At 58.1% G+C, this 15,395-nt stretch carries 17 protein-coding genes; 2 read left to right on the top strand and 15 right to left on the bottom strand.

Annotated elements, in window-relative coordinates:
- The first annotated feature begins 25 nt into the window (after nucleotides 1-25).
- Nucleotides 26-658 carry a prepilin-type N-terminal cleavage/methylation domain-containing protein gene (locus I6L37_RS07665; RefSeq protein ID WP_042025841.1) on the top strand — a complete coding sequence of 211 codons (633 nt, stop codon included), beginning with the start codon at nucleotides 26-28 and terminating at the stop codon, nucleotides 656-658.
- Here the strand turns inward: I6L37_RS07665 and I6L37_RS22215 are convergent.
- From I6L37_RS22215 to I6L37_RS07620, 9 genes are all read right to left on the bottom strand, one after another.
- Nucleotides 627-806 carry a DUF5363 family protein gene (locus I6L37_RS22215; protein WP_082043404.1) on the bottom strand — a complete coding sequence of 60 codons (180 nt, stop codon included), beginning with the start codon at nucleotides 804-806 and terminating at the stop codon, nucleotides 627-629. The genes I6L37_RS07665 and I6L37_RS22215 overlap by 32 nt on opposite strands.
- A gap of 159 nt (nucleotides 807-965) precedes the next feature.
- Nucleotides 966-1,475 carry an S-ribosylhomocysteine lyase gene (luxS, locus tag I6L37_RS07655; protein WP_216993678.1) on the bottom strand — a complete coding sequence of 170 codons (510 nt, stop codon included), beginning with the start codon at nucleotides 1,473-1,475 and terminating at the stop codon, nucleotides 966-968.
- Nucleotides 1,476-1,493: 18 nt separating this feature from the next.
- Nucleotides 1,494-2,087: a transglycosylase SLT domain-containing protein gene (locus I6L37_RS07650; protein WP_061476378.1), complete on the bottom strand. Its 594-nt coding sequence runs from the start codon at nucleotides 2,085-2,087 to the stop codon at nucleotides 1,494-1,496.
- A 5-nt stretch (nucleotides 2,088-2,092) separates the two neighbouring features.
- Nucleotides 2,093-2,431 carry a nitrogen regulatory protein P-II gene (gene glnB / locus I6L37_RS07645; RefSeq protein ID WP_026455772.1) on the bottom strand — a complete coding sequence of 113 codons (339 nt, stop codon included), beginning with the start codon at nucleotides 2,429-2,431 and terminating at the stop codon, nucleotides 2,093-2,095.
- Between the two features lie 9 nt (nucleotides 2,432-2,440).
- On the bottom strand, nucleotides 2,441-4,063 hold the full coding sequence (locus tag I6L37_RS07640; protein ID WP_216993677.1) for an NAD+ synthase: 1,623 nt from the start codon (nucleotides 4,061-4,063) through the stop codon (nucleotides 2,441-2,443).
- A gap of 73 nt (nucleotides 4,064-4,136) precedes the next feature.
- Nucleotides 4,137-6,245 (bottom strand): prepilin-type N-terminal cleavage/methylation domain-containing protein, encoded by a 2,109-nt coding sequence (locus tag I6L37_RS07635; RefSeq protein WP_216993676.1) that lies wholly within the window; start codon nucleotides 6,243-6,245, stop codon nucleotides 4,137-4,139.
- Between the two features lie 8 nt (nucleotides 6,246-6,253).
- Nucleotides 6,254-7,360, bottom strand: coding sequence for a PilX N-terminal domain-containing pilus assembly protein (locus I6L37_RS07630; RefSeq protein ID WP_061476233.1), 1,107 nt, complete (start codon nucleotides 7,358-7,360; stop codon nucleotides 6,254-6,256).
- 4 nt (nucleotides 7,361-7,364) lie between these two features.
- A complete protein-coding gene (locus I6L37_RS07625; protein WP_026455775.1) occupies nucleotides 7,365-7,952 on the bottom strand; it encodes a PilW family protein in 588 nt (195 codons plus the stop codon).
- Between the two features lie 20 nt (nucleotides 7,953-7,972).
- Nucleotides 7,973-8,506 carry a GspH/FimT family protein gene (locus tag I6L37_RS07620; protein ID WP_216993675.1) on the bottom strand — a complete coding sequence of 178 codons (534 nt, stop codon included), beginning with the start codon at nucleotides 8,504-8,506 and terminating at the stop codon, nucleotides 7,973-7,975.
- A 95-nt stretch (nucleotides 8,507-8,601) separates the two neighbouring features.
- Between I6L37_RS07620 and I6L37_RS07615 the strand changes: the two genes are divergently transcribed.
- Nucleotides 8,602-8,991: a type IV pilin protein gene (locus tag I6L37_RS07615; protein WP_026455777.1), complete on the top strand. Its 390-nt coding sequence runs from the start codon at nucleotides 8,602-8,604 to the stop codon at nucleotides 8,989-8,991.
- 3 nt (nucleotides 8,992-8,994) lie between these two features.
- Here I6L37_RS07615 and tppA read toward each other — a convergent pair whose 3' ends face one another.
- From tppA to tppE, 6 genes are read right to left on the bottom strand one after another with little or no spacing between them, the layout of a single operon-like run.
- Nucleotides 8,995-9,396 (bottom strand): type IVa pilus pseudopilin TppA, encoded by a 402-nt coding sequence (gene tppA / locus I6L37_RS07610; RefSeq protein WP_216993674.1) that lies wholly within the window; start codon nucleotides 9,394-9,396, stop codon nucleotides 8,995-8,997.
- 8 nt (nucleotides 9,397-9,404) lie between these two features.
- Nucleotides 9,405-12,731, bottom strand: coding sequence for a pilus assembly protein (locus I6L37_RS07605; RefSeq protein WP_216993673.1), 3,327 nt, complete (start codon nucleotides 12,729-12,731; stop codon nucleotides 9,405-9,407).
- 10 nt (nucleotides 12,732-12,741) lie between these two features.
- Entirely contained in the window at nucleotides 12,742-13,218 is a 477-nt protein-coding gene (locus I6L37_RS07600; protein WP_223379144.1) for a PilX N-terminal domain-containing pilus assembly protein, read from the bottom strand.
- An 11-nt stretch (nucleotides 13,219-13,229) separates the two neighbouring features.
- Nucleotides 13,230-14,324 (bottom strand): PilW family protein, encoded by a 1,095-nt coding sequence (locus I6L37_RS07595; protein ID WP_216993672.1) that lies wholly within the window; start codon nucleotides 14,322-14,324, stop codon nucleotides 13,230-13,232.
- Complete coding sequence (pilV, locus tag I6L37_RS07590) at nucleotides 14,321-14,734, bottom strand: type IV pilus modification protein PilV (RefSeq protein ID WP_216993671.1); 414 nt, start codon at nucleotides 14,732-14,734, stop codon at nucleotides 14,321-14,323. The genes I6L37_RS07595 and pilV overlap by 4 nt, the downstream gene beginning before the upstream one ends.
- Nucleotides 14,731-15,234, bottom strand: coding sequence for a type IVa pilus pseudopilin TppE (tppE, locus tag I6L37_RS07585; RefSeq protein ID WP_216993670.1), 504 nt, complete (start codon nucleotides 15,232-15,234; stop codon nucleotides 14,731-14,733). Before tppE ends, pilV begins: the two co-directional genes overlap by 4 nt.
- Nucleotides 15,235-15,395: the final 161 nt, after the last annotated feature.

The following is a 15,395-nucleotide window of genomic DNA, read 5'->3' as shown; positions in this document are numbered from 1 at the left end:
GGTATTTAATGGGTCATTCAACACAATGAAACACAGACACCATGGTTTTACCCTGATTGAACTGGTACTGGTCATCATAGTGCTGGGTATTCTGGCAGTCATCGCCCTGCCCCGTTTTATCAATATCAAGGATGATGCGTTAAGAAGCAGTGTCGCGGCGACGGCGGGTAGTTTTGCCAGTGCGGTGCAGCTGGCCCATGCAGGATGGGCTGTTGCCACCAAGGGAGAGGCGGTCGCACTTTACAATTTGGGGAGCCATGGGGAGGGCAAGTCGGACATCAATCGCTACGGATGGCCGTCAGGCTCCGAAGAGGATTACAACCAACCCGCCAATACCCCCTATCAGCCCGGTTCAGGAAACCATATCTCGGTCAGCAATCAATCGGATTGCCGTTTGCTGTTTACCGACCTCCTTGATGGCGACCAGACGGTAGCTTCTACCAACCAACCTGATGAGATCAAAAAGCAGGCGGACTATCTTTCGGACATGGTTGGCCCGGGACATCCTGATGAGGAGGAGGGTGATGAGATGCATTACAACTGCCGCTATATCCTGCGCGACTCGATGGGCCGCTTCCAGACGGGTTCAGATTATAAAAACGGCCTCGGCTTTGAGTACAACAGCGTTACCGGTGCCGTGACCCGCAATTTTGACTAGAGGAAGAAGAGGTCTTTTCCGACTGATCTTTTGATGACTCCTCATCGTAACGCACCGGCGTGCAGCAGCGCCGGTTTTGCGGTGTGAGCCCCCACTCTTCGCACCATGCGTCGTAACGGGCCAACCAACGCAGCAAGACTCCTTTCATGCTCATAGCATCCCTCTTTTCTTGTTCAGTCGAACACCATGCTACCAGAGAACACTCGCTGAACAAGCTGCCTGTCTGCCTGCATCAGTACCAATAAAAAAGCCGGGCAAGCAGTGCTGACCGGCTTCTCTGGATTGATTTACGAGGCATATGCCTGGCTTAGAGGCTCTTGAGCTTCTCTTCGGGCAGGGCCAGCTCGTCGTTGTGGTTGACCCCGATCCCCCGTTCCAGCACGTGACGGGCGATGGCGTGCGCCTCTTCCAGAGAGTGCATGCTGAAGGTACCGCACTGGTATTCGTTAAGCTCGGGGATCTGCTTCTGATCCTGCACGGTCAGCACGTCGCTCATGGCCGCCTGCCAAGCCGCCCCCACCCGCGCCTCGTCCGGCGCACCAATCAGGCTCATGTAGAAACCGGTACGACAGCCCATGGGGGAGATGTCGATGATCTCGACCCCGTTACCGTTCAGGTGATCCCGCATGAAACCGGCAAACAGGTGCTCGAGGGTATGGATGCCACGCTCGGAGAGGATCTCCTGGTTGGGCACACAGAAACGCAGATCGAACACGGTAATGGTGTCCTTGTTCGGGGTCTGCATGGTCTTGGCCACGCGTACCGCAGGGGCTTCCATACGGGTGTGGTCAACGGTAAAACTGTCCAATAACGGCATTTCTGACTCCTGATTGGGTTACCAGAACCAGCCCCCGGTGGAGAGCTGATCCTTGCATTGTCGATACTGGGCGCCGTAGCGTTGGGCTCGGGCCTCTACCTTGCGGGAGGTTTTCATCAACCAGCCCTTGCTTCGGTAGCTGCCACGCCGGTAGCCACCCCACCCTTCGTGATAGTTGAGATACTGGCCATACGCATCCCACTTGGAGGTGCCGTTCAGCCGCTGGGCCTTGTGAGTGTACCAGCCCATAAAATCGATGGCGTCGGCAAAATCGTCCCGATCACTCCAGCTGTTGCCGGTTTCCCGCTGGTAATCGGCCCAGGTTTCATCTTTCACCTGAGCGTAGCCATAGGCGGAACTGGCCCGCCCGGTCGGGATGAAGAGGAAATACTCCATGGGCGGCTGGGCGTCATGTACGAAGGAGGACTCCTGATACATCATGGCCATGACCACCTGGATCGGGGTACCCCACTTCTCGTTCATCTTGAGGGCCGCCTCATGCCAGTCAGGCTTCTCGCGAAAGATCTGGCACAGGTTTTCCGGCTGGGCCGGCGGCCGGCTACTACAGGCGGTCAGGCCAGCCAACAGGCCTGCCACCACAACGAGGCGCATCCACATCAGATGGCGTCTTCGTTCTCTTCGCCAGTACGGATACGAATGACCCGCTCCACGTCACAGACGAAGATCTTGCCGTCACCAATCTTGCCGGTGCGGGCTGTGTTCTGGATCGCTTCCAGGCAGGCATCGAGATCCTCATCCTGCACCACCAGTTCCAGCTTCACTTTCGGCAGAAAGTCCACCATGTATTCGGCACCGCGATAAAGCTCGGTGTGCCCCTTCTGGCGGCCAAAACCTTTGACTTCGGATACCGTCATGCCGTTGATGCCAATCTCGGCCAGAGCCTCGCGCACATCGTCCAGCTTGAACGGTTTGATGATGGCTTCAATCTTCTTCATGGTGACTCCTTACCAGTTCTGTTTGCCAAACCCGGATGTGATGGGGTAACGGCGATCCTTACCAAAGTTGCGGGCCGTGATGCGGGGACCGACTGCGGCCTGACGGCGCTTGTATTCGTTGAGATCCACCAGACGGATCACCTTGCGCACCACCGTCTCTTCGAACCCTTCGGCCACCATGTCGGCGACCGAGGCATCCTCTTCGACGTAGCGCTTGAGGATGGCATCCAGGATGTCATAGGGAGGCAGGCTGTCCTGATCCACCTGATCCGGCGCCAATTCTGCCGAAGGGGGACGGTCGATGACCCGCTGGGGGATCACATAATCGACCGAATTACGGTATTCGCACAGTTTGAAGACCAGGGTCTTGGGCACGTCTTTAAGCACGTCGAAACCGCCGGCCATGTCGCCATACAGGGTGGCATAACCCACCGCCATCTCGCTCTTGTTGCCGGTGGTGAGCACAATGCGACGACGCTTGTTGGAGAGCGCCATCAAGAGCACGCCGCGGCAGCGAGCCTGCAGGTTCTCTTCGGTGGTATCGCGAGCCGTGCCTGCAAACAGGGGCGCCAGCTGACCCATAAACCCTTCGAACATGGGCTCGATGGAGATGATGTTGAACTCAACACCCATCCGCTCGGCCTGCTCCTTAGCATCTTCCACGCTCATCTGGGCGGTATAGCGAAATGGCATCATCACCGCCTGCACCTTATCGGCACCGATGGCATCGGCCGCAATCGCCAGAGTCAGGGCAGAGTCGATACCGCCGGAAAGCCCCAGCACGGCGCCCTGAAAGCCGTTCTTGGTAACGTAATCGCGTACCGCCAGCACCAACGCCTGATAGGTTTCGGCCAAGGGCTCCAGCGGCGCAGCCGGTTCCCGCTCTTTCACCGGTTCACCATCGGCAAAGCGCACCAGCGCCAGCTCTTCAGCAAACGGCGCCAACCTGTGAGTCAGCTCGCCATGGCTATTGAAGACTTTTGAGCAGCCGTCGAAGATCAGCTCATCCTGGCCACACACCTGATTGAGGTAAATCAGCGGTACGCCGGTCTGATCGCAGCGCTCCGCCATCAACTCGCGGCGGATCCAGGGTTTCTCCTGATCGTAGGGTGAGGCATTGATGGTGAGCAGCAGCTCGGCTCCCGCCGCCCTGGCGGCCAGCGCCGGGCCTGCTTGCCAGAGGTCTTCGCAGATAAGCAGACCCAACTGATGACCACGGAACGGCACGACACATGTCTCGGTGCCTGCCGTGAAGTAACGCTTCTCGTCAAACACCCCGTAGTTGGGCAGATCCTGCTTGAAGTAGCGCGCCACCAGCTTGCCTTGCTCGTAGAGGGAGGCGGCGTTGTAAAGTGCCTCTCCTTCCCGCCAGGGGTGCCCCACCAGAATGGCGCAGTTGCCTGCCCAGGCTGCAATTCGAGCTAGCGCGGCATCAACCCGGAGCATGAGATCACTGCGCAGCAGCAGATCTTCCGGCGGATAGCCGGTCAGAGCCAGCTCGGAGCAGACCAGCAGATCGGCCTCTTGCCGCTCTGCCTCGGCGGCCGCAGCCAGTACCTTGTCACAGTTTTCTTCGATGGCGCCTACCGTCAGATTCAACTGGGCAAGCATCAGAGAGAGGGCTTTTGCCATGGCGATGCATCTTAAAATCAAAAATGATGGGGAATGATAAAGAAAAGGCGCTGGCTGTGCCAGCGCCCGAGGTTCAGGGGGTACAAGTCAGGTTTGCAGCATTGGTCACACCATTGTCCACCAACAGGGCACAGGGGCCCGTGATCACCTGGCCACTGGCAGGCGGCGTCATGGCGATACTGAGGGAGGCCGGCTTCAACAAGTAGGTTTTATTGCCCTGAGCGCTATAGGATAAATTCACAACCAGATTACTGTTTTGTGCGGCAGAACAAACGTATGTAGCGGGCTGGTTGTTGGTTTTTGGCACATCGATACGACAGGTGGCTCCCGTGGTTGTCGTAGTGACTGTCAGCCCGCTGAACGTGTTGGCCTTACAGGACTCTGGAGCGGAATTTTGCCCATTGCCCTGTTCAAGACACTCGATTCGTCCCGATACGGTCAGGGTCGGCACCGTCTGGGAGCTGGTATCGATCGCCACCGGCATGGTGGCACTCTTGGCCTCGCTCTGATCCACCTGAGAGATGAGCGAAGCGGTGATCCCCGAGTTCCCCTGATAGGCCGTCACCTTGATCGAGGCGCTCTGCAACACGTTGGACGCATCCTTGGTGCTCTTCTTGGCCGACAAATAACCACGGCTGTAACTGCCAAAGTAGTAGTTGCTGAGATCAACCACCGTCTTGACCGTCTCGTTGGTCACTCCCACGTAATCAGAGGTACTGCCGGTGAGCTGGCCATTCAGGGGCACCAGGCTCCACTCCGCCAGCATGGTCAGGTTGATGTCCTGAAACGGGATTCGGGCCAACAAATCCTGTGATGTCAGATCAAGCTTCGCGAGATTGTCTGGTGAGAGCACATCCACATAGATACCCCGGGCAATCAGCTGGGCCGTCCCGGTGTTCATGGTGATCTTGGTGCTGGTGTCTCCTCCCGCTGCCGCGTTGGTAGGCAGCCAGTCGGCAAATTCAATGATCGAGGGGGGCGTAGCCGTGGGATTCGAAGTCCAGTTGAGAGTGTTCTTCTGCCAGGTAACATAAGTGGTAACAACGTACTTGATGTAGTTCTGGTAGCTGGTCTGGTTCTCAGCCTTGGCGAGGAAGTCGGCGCTGGTCACTATGACTTTGATCAGGTTCCAGTCCGGCAGGGGACGATAGTAGCCATCGAGCCGGACAAAGCGGCAGGCATCGACATAATTCCCGCTATTAACCGATGAAAGGGAGCTGCTGTAGCGCTGTCGGCTGGTATGAAGCGGCGAGTAAAACTGGTCGAAACTGCTGCCACTGCCATCGAAGTGATCCTTGCAGCAACTGGTACAGAGGGCCGGTTGATCCTTGACGCTGCTGTTGAGTACCCCTGTCTGCTTGATCACCTGGGAGCCCGCATTCCAATAAAGCAAATTGCTGCTGGTCAGGGTGGCCTGGCCGGGCAGGTAAGCGTTTATGCTCGAGCCATAGCTGCAGGAACAGGAGACCGAGGCCAGATCCTGCAGCACCTGCTGGGTGTTGCCACCATTGTCGGGCTTGTAGGTGACCGTCTCGAACTGCACCAGCTTGCCAACCGCACCATCCTTGGAGGTCACGGTCGGCAGCGGCTTGCTGGTCTCCTGCTTGCGGCCTTCCTGATCGATCTGGATCGAGATGACATCAGGCGCAACTCCGGGGGTATAGACCACGTGGGGCGGCTCGCGACTGGTATCCAGCCCGCCGTTGAACTGATTCTGAGTCAGCGATTCCGCCGGCGACACGGCCCCGGAGAGTAGCAAGGAATGAGCCTGCCCGACGTTGTCGCTCCAGCTGACGGTCACATTGACTATCTTTCTGCCAGGATAGGAGTACAGATAACCCGCCGGGATCGTGGTCTGCCAGGCAGAGCCATTCCAGTACTGGTTGCTGACGGTCCAACTCAGGGCATAAGTCCCCCCGCCATCGGCGGGAGTGGCCGAACTGGTGCCCGCCGTTATGTTGTTGTAGGCCGTGAGCGGCGAAACCGCACTCACCACCCCGTTGAAGGTGCGAAACGCATCGAGTTGTGACTCGGCCAGCCGCATGGCCACCTCGTAGCGGCGACTATCCTGGGAGGTATTGAGCAATGAGCGAGACATAGCCACCAGACCTGCCACACCCACCCCAAGCAGAACCAGGGTGATCAAAATCTCCAACAGCCCAAATCCCTTGTGCGGTTTCATAGATGCTCCTACCAGTCCCGCCAGCTACCAGGCACCAGATTGATGCTCTGAAACGCCGCCCCATTTTCGATATTGCTCAACACCGCCTGATCATACTTGGCATCGAAGGTCCCATTGGCCGTCTTGCCCAGCTGATAGTTGGCTACTACCGCGCCGTTGACGATTGCTCCCCCCTTCAGGCTGACGTCGGTGGTGGCTGTGGCGGGCGTGGCTGAGTAGGCGAACACCAGCCCGTACAAGGTCGCATTCCCGTTCACCATCAGGTTGCCGTTGCGTATGATAAGCACGACCGGCGCTGCGATCGAACCGATCGACCCACCCGGTTTGCAATCACCATCGACGATGATGAGACCGCGCGAGGCGGTCGACAGTGAATCGCAATTTGTCAGCAGTTGCACCGCCCGAGACTCCAGATTGGCCCAGCCGGCAGCATCATCATTCTCGTTGAACAGATACCAGACCAGATCCGTGGGGAAGTCGGTATCGTTGTCCTTGATGTCCGATTGTTTGTCGCCCTTCTGGCTGATGTTGGCGCTGCAGCCTCCGCTGTAGTCCCCCTGATGGCAGGTCTGACCGGAGCCATTTGTCAGGTCCACATTACCATTGGTCCAGATGGAGAGCGGCACTCCCGGCCCCCCTCCGTTAGGATTGGCCACCACGGTAAAGTTGCCGGATACGGCCATGCCACCTGCTACCGTCAGGGGGGCTGCCGGGGTGCCGGCCAATACGCTTATCTTGATAGCCTTCACCTCAACCTCGGCATTGGCCGTCGCATCGACCAGGGTCGCCTGGGTGCGTATTTTCACCGGTGTTACACTCGCCCCCCCCACGATCACAGCCGGTTCATCCAGCGCAAAGAGGGTGTAATTGCCGGCCGATACGGTGACGGAAACACCGCTGCTAGGGGTACGCCAGGTGGCATCCTGCGCAAGCCGCCCGACCCCGTCCGACAACCCCAGCTCGGCCAGCGCCAGCGCCTGGCGATACTGCACCTCGTTGAGGCTGACACGACGATCCGCCACCATCAACTTGCCCACCAGCAACGAGATGCCAAGCAGGATCACGATAAGCAGCAGAGTAATGGTGAAGGTGGTAAAGCCAAGATGACGTTTCATGGCATCAATACCCATCGTTGCGCAGCTTGATATCGCGCTGCAGGGTGAGTTTGAGTGCGGAGTTCGCCTTGTACTGACCCGAGATGGCCATGCGCACCGTCCTCGCGCCGGCCGAGGCGCTACTGCCAAACAGCGAGAAGGTCAGATCGGTTACCTCTATGGTGTTGTCGGTGCTGAGCAGGTTGCCAGTGCTGCAACTGGTGCCAAGTTGCACCCCTTTGTCAGCGCTGTCATAGCTGTAAATAAAGGTTTCATCAGAGCCAAGAGACCCGTTGTTATCATCATCGTATTTCAGTCTGATGCAGCGATAAATCTTGGAACCACTGACGGTCTCATTCATCAGATCGCTGCTCGTATCGAAATAAAACGGGGATCTGGCTCCCGATGCAGCCCCAAGAAATGCGGTCGCCCCCTGATCGTAACCGGTTCGCTGCACGTCACGGGCTATCATGTCAGTGATGCTCTGCAGCTCCTGATTGAGGCGACTCACCTGCATGGATGTTTGATTGGCCTTGAGGATGGTGGCAAACAAAGATGTCACTGCAGCAACCAGAAACAGACCCGCGACCATGGCCACCATCAGCTCCACCACGTTGAATCCCCTTGGTGCTTTCAACATGCAGGCACTCCACTGACATTGCTGACACCACAGGTGCGCACACGCCCGACATTATTGGTCTTGACCTGCATGGAGTAGGTACCGGACGAAATGGCAATATTCCCCGCCGCCAAGGTGGCCCTTCTGGGCGAGATACTTAGAGGCCTGACATTGGTTACCGATTCACTGTAACTGGCCACCAGGCTGATACCGGGGTATTCGCTGGCATCTGCACCCTTGCGTCCCTCAATGCTTGAGCAGGAATCGCTGCAGCTGCTGCAGCTACCATCAATATGGATTCGATAACACCAGCTACTGGTGCCGCTGTTGAAGATAATAAACTGCAAGGTGCGATTACGTTTGATCGCCTCTGACTTGAGCAGCATCACATCCGTGTATACGGCCTGGGTGGCTGCTTTTACCATTTGTTCCTGGCGCAAAGACTGATAGCTGGGGATCGCCACGGTCAGGAGCAACGCGACCAGCGCCAGGGCAATCATCAATTCAATCATGGTAAAACCGGCGGAGCGGCACTCTGCGCATTCCATTGGCTAAAGACTCCTTTCTTTTCGCACATGCCAGTAGAGTGTGGTGTCAGTACTATCCTATAGTATCTATCTGTTTAACGAACCCTGCCGCCCCCATGAGAATCAAACAATCAGGTATTACCCTGCTGGAATTGATGGTGGTAGTCGCCATCGTCGCCATCATTGCCGCTGTCGCCTACCCCAGTTTTACAGATGGTCTGCGTAAATCCCGTCGGGCTGAAGCCGTCAAGGGATTGCTGACCATGCAGCTCAAACAGGAAGAGTTCCGCATCTCCAACGCCAGCTACAGCAGTGCCGTAGCCAATGTGGGCAACCCGACCAGCGATTACTATACCTTCACCATTTCAGGTGCCACTGCCACCGCCTACACCCTGGTTGCGACCAGCAAGGGAGCCCAGGTCGGCGACAAGTCCGGCAGCACCAGCTGCGACAGCCTGACCATCAACAAGGCCGATATCAAGACCCCGACCGAGTGCTGGAAATAAGTTCTACCAGCATTCGGCCGTTGTCATGGTGGCACGCGATACCCCCTGCTGTCCGCTCTGATCGAGAGTCAACAATCCACAGGGGTCGCCATTCATCACACCGGTCGGAATAGCCGTCAGGGTATAACGGGCCCCGCTGGCATTGAGCGCCAGATGGTAATAAGCCGTACCACCGTCCCTGGGCAGGGTCGCCAAGCCGGCAGAGGCCAGGTTGCCAGTGTCGTAATGGCCATTGGCGGTAAACTCCCGCTCCAGATATTGCGCGGCTTCCAGCAAAGTCGCTTTGGCTTCGGCCCGCTTGGCGGACGCCATGTAGTTGTTGTAACTGGGATATGCGATCGCAGCCAGAATGGCGACCACGACCACCACTATCATCAACTCAATCAGGGTAAATCCACGTTCCATTCCAGCCTCTACTCCAGTTGCAACCAGGACTGACGACCACCCAGATCGCCCGCCCCCTCTTCCAGCGTGACCGAGATGTTGCCGCTGGAGCCGCTGATGTATTTACGCTCCATATCGGCATCCTCCACTACGCTCGGCGTCGTGGTGAGCTCGTCAAATTGCTTGCCGCTGACCGGCACCTTGATGTCATTGCCAGCCTCATCCTTGATCCCGACATAGTCATCATCGTTGACGGCTCCGTCGCCATTGACGTCGAATACCGAGTAGGTGAGGCGGGCGCCCGAAACAGGATCCAGCTCCATCAGCCAGGAGCGGCCACCAAAATCGCAGGCATCCGCCGACGGTATCAAGGTGTTGAAGATGAGCCGCTTGTGCCGGTACAGCATCTCGGAAACTGCCCGCTCCCCGACCCCCTTGCTCAGCCCGGGTGATTTCAACACCAGATACCAGCCCTTCTGGCTGGTGTAATTGACATCCCTGCTGGAGGCCACCCGCACATTGAACTTGATGGTGGTGCCATTGGCCACGAATTCATGGGTAATGCTCTGCTGCAACAACTGGCTGCGGCTCACCTCGCTCCCAGTGTCCCAAATGCCGTAGACGGCCTCCAATCTTGGATTGGTGGGCAATGACTTGTCATCATTGGTGAAATAGCTGCCCGTGCCCATCAGCACCATGCTCCCACCCCTGGGATGGCGGATCGCCAGCGGCCGCATGGTGATGGGCTGGCGCGTGCTGGTCGAGCAGGCGCCATCGCAAGCCTGAAACAGCGGCTTGGGTTTGTTGCCGGCCTTGAACGCGATTCCCCATTGGGCGCTGTTGTTGTCACTCAGGTCGAATTTCCAGAGATTGCCCTGCAAATCGCCAGCATAGACATAGTCGACCACCCGATCGCCATCCTCATCCACAGGCAATGGCGAAGAGAGGCCATTGGGCTCGCTGGCCGAGCCTACCTGGGTGTCAATCTCCTTGATGACGGCGCCGGTCGCCAAATCCAGCACAAACAGCCGTGCCGTCTGGCTGTTACTGTTGTACCCGTTGGCCACCAGGGCGACCCACTTGTTGTCGGCCTTGACCCGTACCAGCGTCGGGGCGGCCAACGCGATCCCCATCTCGGAATGGGTGAACTCCCACAGCATCTTGTCAGCGGTGAAGTTGTTCGGTGCGGTCACATCGATGGCGAACACCGCCTTGCCTCCCGCTCCGGTAGAGCCCAGCAAGAGGGTCTTCCAGCGACTCCCCAGATAGGCATCCCCGACCCTGGGCGTCCCGTCCACATAGTAGCGGTGGTTGTAATCCGGCCTGGTCAGCTGGGGCAGTTCCTCCAGCAGGCTGGCCGGGATATAGGCCAGTTGCTCGACACCGTCGGCCACCCGAAAGCCGTGCAGCATGCCGTCATTGGCACCGACATAGAGCATGGGCGGGCGACGGGCGATCGCCGTCGAGCTGAGGAACGCCTGATAGCTCTCCCGCTCGGTCTGGGTCAGGCCAGTCGCGCTGCTGTAGCCGTAATCGCGCTTGCCCACATAGACGGGATCCGAGTTGATGATGTCACCGAGCAGATCGCTGCGATTGCGAAATACCCCGCCATTGCGCTGCTCGCCACTGCGCTCACCGCGCAGATAGGCAACCCGACTTTCTCCCAGATTGTCACCAGCAATATTGAATAGGGCGCGATTGGTATTGTTAAGCGCCTCCCAGGTGAAGGCGATGCCGGCCCCGCCTTGCCGGGTGAAGATGCTGCGTGCCGAAGGCTCCGGTATCTGGGTGGCGGCATCCCAGGCGATATTCCCCAGAGAGCCATCACTGTTAAGCGGGATCGAGACCAGTTGTCCCGACCAGTCACCGCTGTTGTAACGGGCCTGGTAGATATGGGTGTTGCTGTCGAGACGGGTGGCGTTGGCCGTTACCGAACTGGCGGAGCTGTTGCGGGCGGCAATCTGTGCCAACGTACTGCTCAGGGCCTCGGCGAAGGTATCCGGATCCGCCGCGCTGAAGAAACTCCCCTTGCTGTTGACAGCCGCATGCCACAGATCGTCGATCTTGAACTCATCGGAATCATAAGGATTCGGCCAGCTGCCCGGGATACCGTTGGCTGGATTGAGCGAACCGTTGACCCCGAGCCCTACGGTAAAGTTGACCAGATGCTGCCAGTTGGCAGGGTCTGCCGTACTGGTCGGCACCTTGTTGGCCAGGTCGCTACGCAGATCCGTCTTCCAGTATTTGTAGGCCACGTCCGCCAGGGTGTTCTTGATGCCATCCTGGTCCTGATCGCCGACCGAGGGCGAATCACCGTTCCAGTAGCCATCCGTCATCAGAATGTTGTAGCTCTGGCGGCAGGTCAGATGAGGAAGTGTGCTGCCGGCACGGGCAGACCAGGGGCCGTTATTGTCACTGCGGGAAAAATACTCCCCTACCTCTTTCAGACTGGTGCGCAGCGGTGTCCCCTTCGCCGGAATGTCGCGGCCATACAGCTCATCGAAAAAAGCGGTTCGATCAGTACCTGAAAAAGGGGTGACACCGCGGATCACGCTGCCGCTGGCATTGATGGTGGCAAAGCCGACCCGAATGGCCTCCCCCTGGCTGGCGAAGGCTCTTCCTACTCCGGCCCGGGCCGCCAGGATCCGCGAACGGTAATAGGTGTACCAGTTGGCAAAGTTCTGAATTTCCTCGTCAAAGGTACAAACGGGCGCATTTTTGCAGTCACTGCGATTGGGGCGACCGTCATAGATGGTGGCCACCGCTTTGTTTATCACCACCCGGGTATAGTTCTTGGCGTTGAATACATTGCCACTTCCCTTGTAGTCAAAATAGACAGCCGGCCAGAAACTCTCGTCTTGGTTGTAATAATAAGGAGAAAACTCAGTGTAATAGATTGCCCACCATGCTCGATTGGTTTGAGTCAGGTCGCGACAACCGGCCGCCGTCTTCAAAGGGTTGTGAGGGGCACAGGTCACTTTGGCATTGACCATCAAGGAGCCATCCGCATTGGCCCAGGGACGATAGGTCAGCTGCGGGTTGTAATAGAGCTTGTTGTTATGGCTGGAGCGCACGTAGGCATTGCGGGCATTGTCGCTGGCAAAGGTGATCGTATAGTTGGCGTAATCGTCATTCCCATAAACATTGTTGGCTCGTGGGTAGACATAGCGTGCATCGTTCTCGATCAAGGACTCTGGCATGATCTCGAAATGCATGGAGCCCGAATCATCCAGGGTAAACATGATATTGGGATCGGCCCGAGTGCCAAGATAGAGGGGAACCTGGGCAATATCGAGCGCCGCCTGCGCCGAAGCGCAGCAGAGCATCATCGAGAGTCCAAAACCGAGTTTGCCCATACCCCGCCTCCTAGCGACTATAGGTCGATTGCAACAGCACCCGGCTCTCGTCCGAGAGACCAAATCCCCTTGCCGTGATGCGATAGAGGCGACGCTCGCTGATGGGCTCATCGACCGCCAGATTCTCGCTGCCCCCCTGGGTATAGGGCAGCCGTTCGATAAAGTACTCGGGGGCACGCCCCGCCAGACCGCTGTTGGCATAGGTGCGCCAGGATGTGGAGGGTGATGCGGGATCCACCGCAGTATCGACAAATTCATACAGGCCCGAGCTGTTGTCATAAGGACCCGAGTTGCCAGCCTCGATATAGCGTTCGGCGGCGCGCAATCCCGCTTCTGCCGCCTGCAGCGCTTGCAGCGCCTCCTTCTGGTTGCCAGCCATCTTCTCCTGCAGCTGCGCGCCCCGCATGCCGGCCATGCCCAGCAGGCTCACCATGACCAGAAAAATCAGGCTGATCACCAGCGCCATCCCCTGTTGTCGATGCATCATGACTGGGCTCCTCAAGGTAACCGGTTACGCAGCGCGACCGTGGTCTCGGCTACCCAGTACCAGTTGCGATCGGTCGCCTGAAAGGTGGCGCCGGCAAAGCTCAGGGCTTGCGGGGCCGACACTACATTGCCCTGATTGCTGCGCATCAGAAGCTGCACCCCAATCCCCAGGACGTTGTCCCAGTTTGGAGTGCTGGCGGCGCTCACATAGCGATCCGTCGCCCGATCCCGGTTCTGATCCTCCCCGAACGTGAGCTGCATATTGGCAACCCCTTCGATAAGGGGCATGCCCGCGGCGACTCCGCTCTTGCGATAGAGGGCGTAGGGGCTGTTGGCCGAAGGGCGAGCAATATAGTAGAGGCGGGTTTCCACCCGGTTCAGTGTCGAGCCTGGGCCGAAGCGCTCCTCGACCGGGCTGCTTGCACCGCCCCAGGAGCTGGTGGCATTGCCTGGCGTGAATTTGTTGTCATTGGAGTGGCCGATATTGACCTCGTCGCTCCCGCCGACCAGCTGGGTCTGGGTGATCTGGAAGATCCTCGCCTTCTGGCAATCGGATACCATAACGATATCCCCCTCGCACAGGTCGCTGTAACCCTGCTTGCCGGTGCCGCAATAATCCACCTTGCTGGAGAGATGCTGGACAAACAGCTGGGCGGCGCTGTTGTTGCGCACCACGGGTACCCCGACGCCGGTAGGCCCCTGCACCAGCAGCACATCGCTACCCGGCATGGGTCTGGGCTCGGCTCCCGTGAACAGGGCAGAAAGAGGGGCTGGCAAGGTGGCCGTCACATTGTCATAGCCACGCAAAAAGGTAGTGAAGTTGTAGGGCAGTGTCGCGTTGTTGTTGAGGGTATTGGTGATATTGACCCCCTGTTTGCTGAGGCACCCCTGATAGCCCACCATCCGCAGCTCTTTTTGCAGCAGATTGATGGCAAACCGGCTGTCTTCCTGTACCCGGGCAATGGCCTCGCCAGTGAGATAGGTTTTGTGATTGCCAAGAAATACCTGAATGATGACTCCCACAGTCACCAGGGAGAGCACCAGGGCGATCATCACCTCGACCAGGCCAATCCCGCGCTGGCGTAGGGGCAAACCGGCCCTGCTCATAGATCCGTCCTAAGGGTCATGCTGCGCGACGCAGGATCGGTGGCCAGCCGGCTGCTATCCCACTGAATGGTGATGGTGGCCCTTCCGGCGCTGACCGCCACGGCACCATCGCCACCCGGCAGCTCGCTCAATACCCGCTTCCAGTGCAGCAAGTCCTGTATCGCCATGGAACTGCCCGAGACCGTCTGGCCCAGATCGATATTGTATTGCCCGATCAGGGCCGCGCTGCGATTGGCCCGCATCATGTCGTTGATCATGTAGGCGTACTGGGTCGCTTCGGTGCGCGTCAGGGCAGTCTGATTGCTCTTGAGTGCCTGCAGCTGCAGGGTCGCCATGCCCAGAATGCCGATGGAGAGCACCAGCACCGAGATCATGATTTCAAGCAGTGACAAGCCCTGTTGTCGTGTCATGGGCAACGTACCTCGGCGATGGAGGGGCGACCTGCCGCAGTGATGGTGATATCGCGGGCAGCCTCGTTGCGACACCCTTCCGGGCGCAGGGTAAACACCTGCGATGCCTGTGAGCGGCCATCGAGAAAACCGTCGCCACTGAAGCGCAACAGAGAGGTATTGCTGCTCAGGGTACCTGCCTCCATATCGGGGAAACCCCGCAGCAACTCGCCGTTATCGAGCCTGCTGTTGCCATTGCCATCGACCCAGATCTGCCAACCGGCCTCCCAGTGATGCTGGGTCAGGTTCTCGGCCGAGGCGGACAGGGTCACCGCCGCATTGCGGCGAATGGCTTCGGAACGGGCAAGGTTGATAGCTGCCACAAAGTTGTTGGCCTGAGTATTGAGGGTCATGCTGCGCAGCAGAGAGTTGAAGGAGGGCACTCCCAGCGTCAGCAAGAGAGAGACGAGCGCTATGGTAACCATCAGCTCGACAAGGCTAAAACCTGAACGCAAAAACATCCTGTTTCGCTCTGATTTGTTCCGGGGATGCAGACACAGCTCCATGTGTGTTCAGCCAGAGTAGGGGCTTGCAGGCAGTCTATGCCGGACACCTTGGGTTTCAATCCTGTCTATTCAAAATTTCGAGCTACATCATCAATTTTCGCTGCGATCTGGTCGCG

Origin of the sequence: Aeromonas sp. FDAARGOS 1407, from assembly GCF_019048725.1 — a bacterium.
In the GTDB taxonomy this organism is placed as follows: domain Bacteria; phylum Pseudomonadota; class Gammaproteobacteria; order Enterobacterales; family Aeromonadaceae; genus Aeromonas; species Aeromonas enteropelogenes.
Note: the sequence above shows the minus strand (reverse complement) of the source record. Positions and strands in the feature narration are given on the sequence as shown.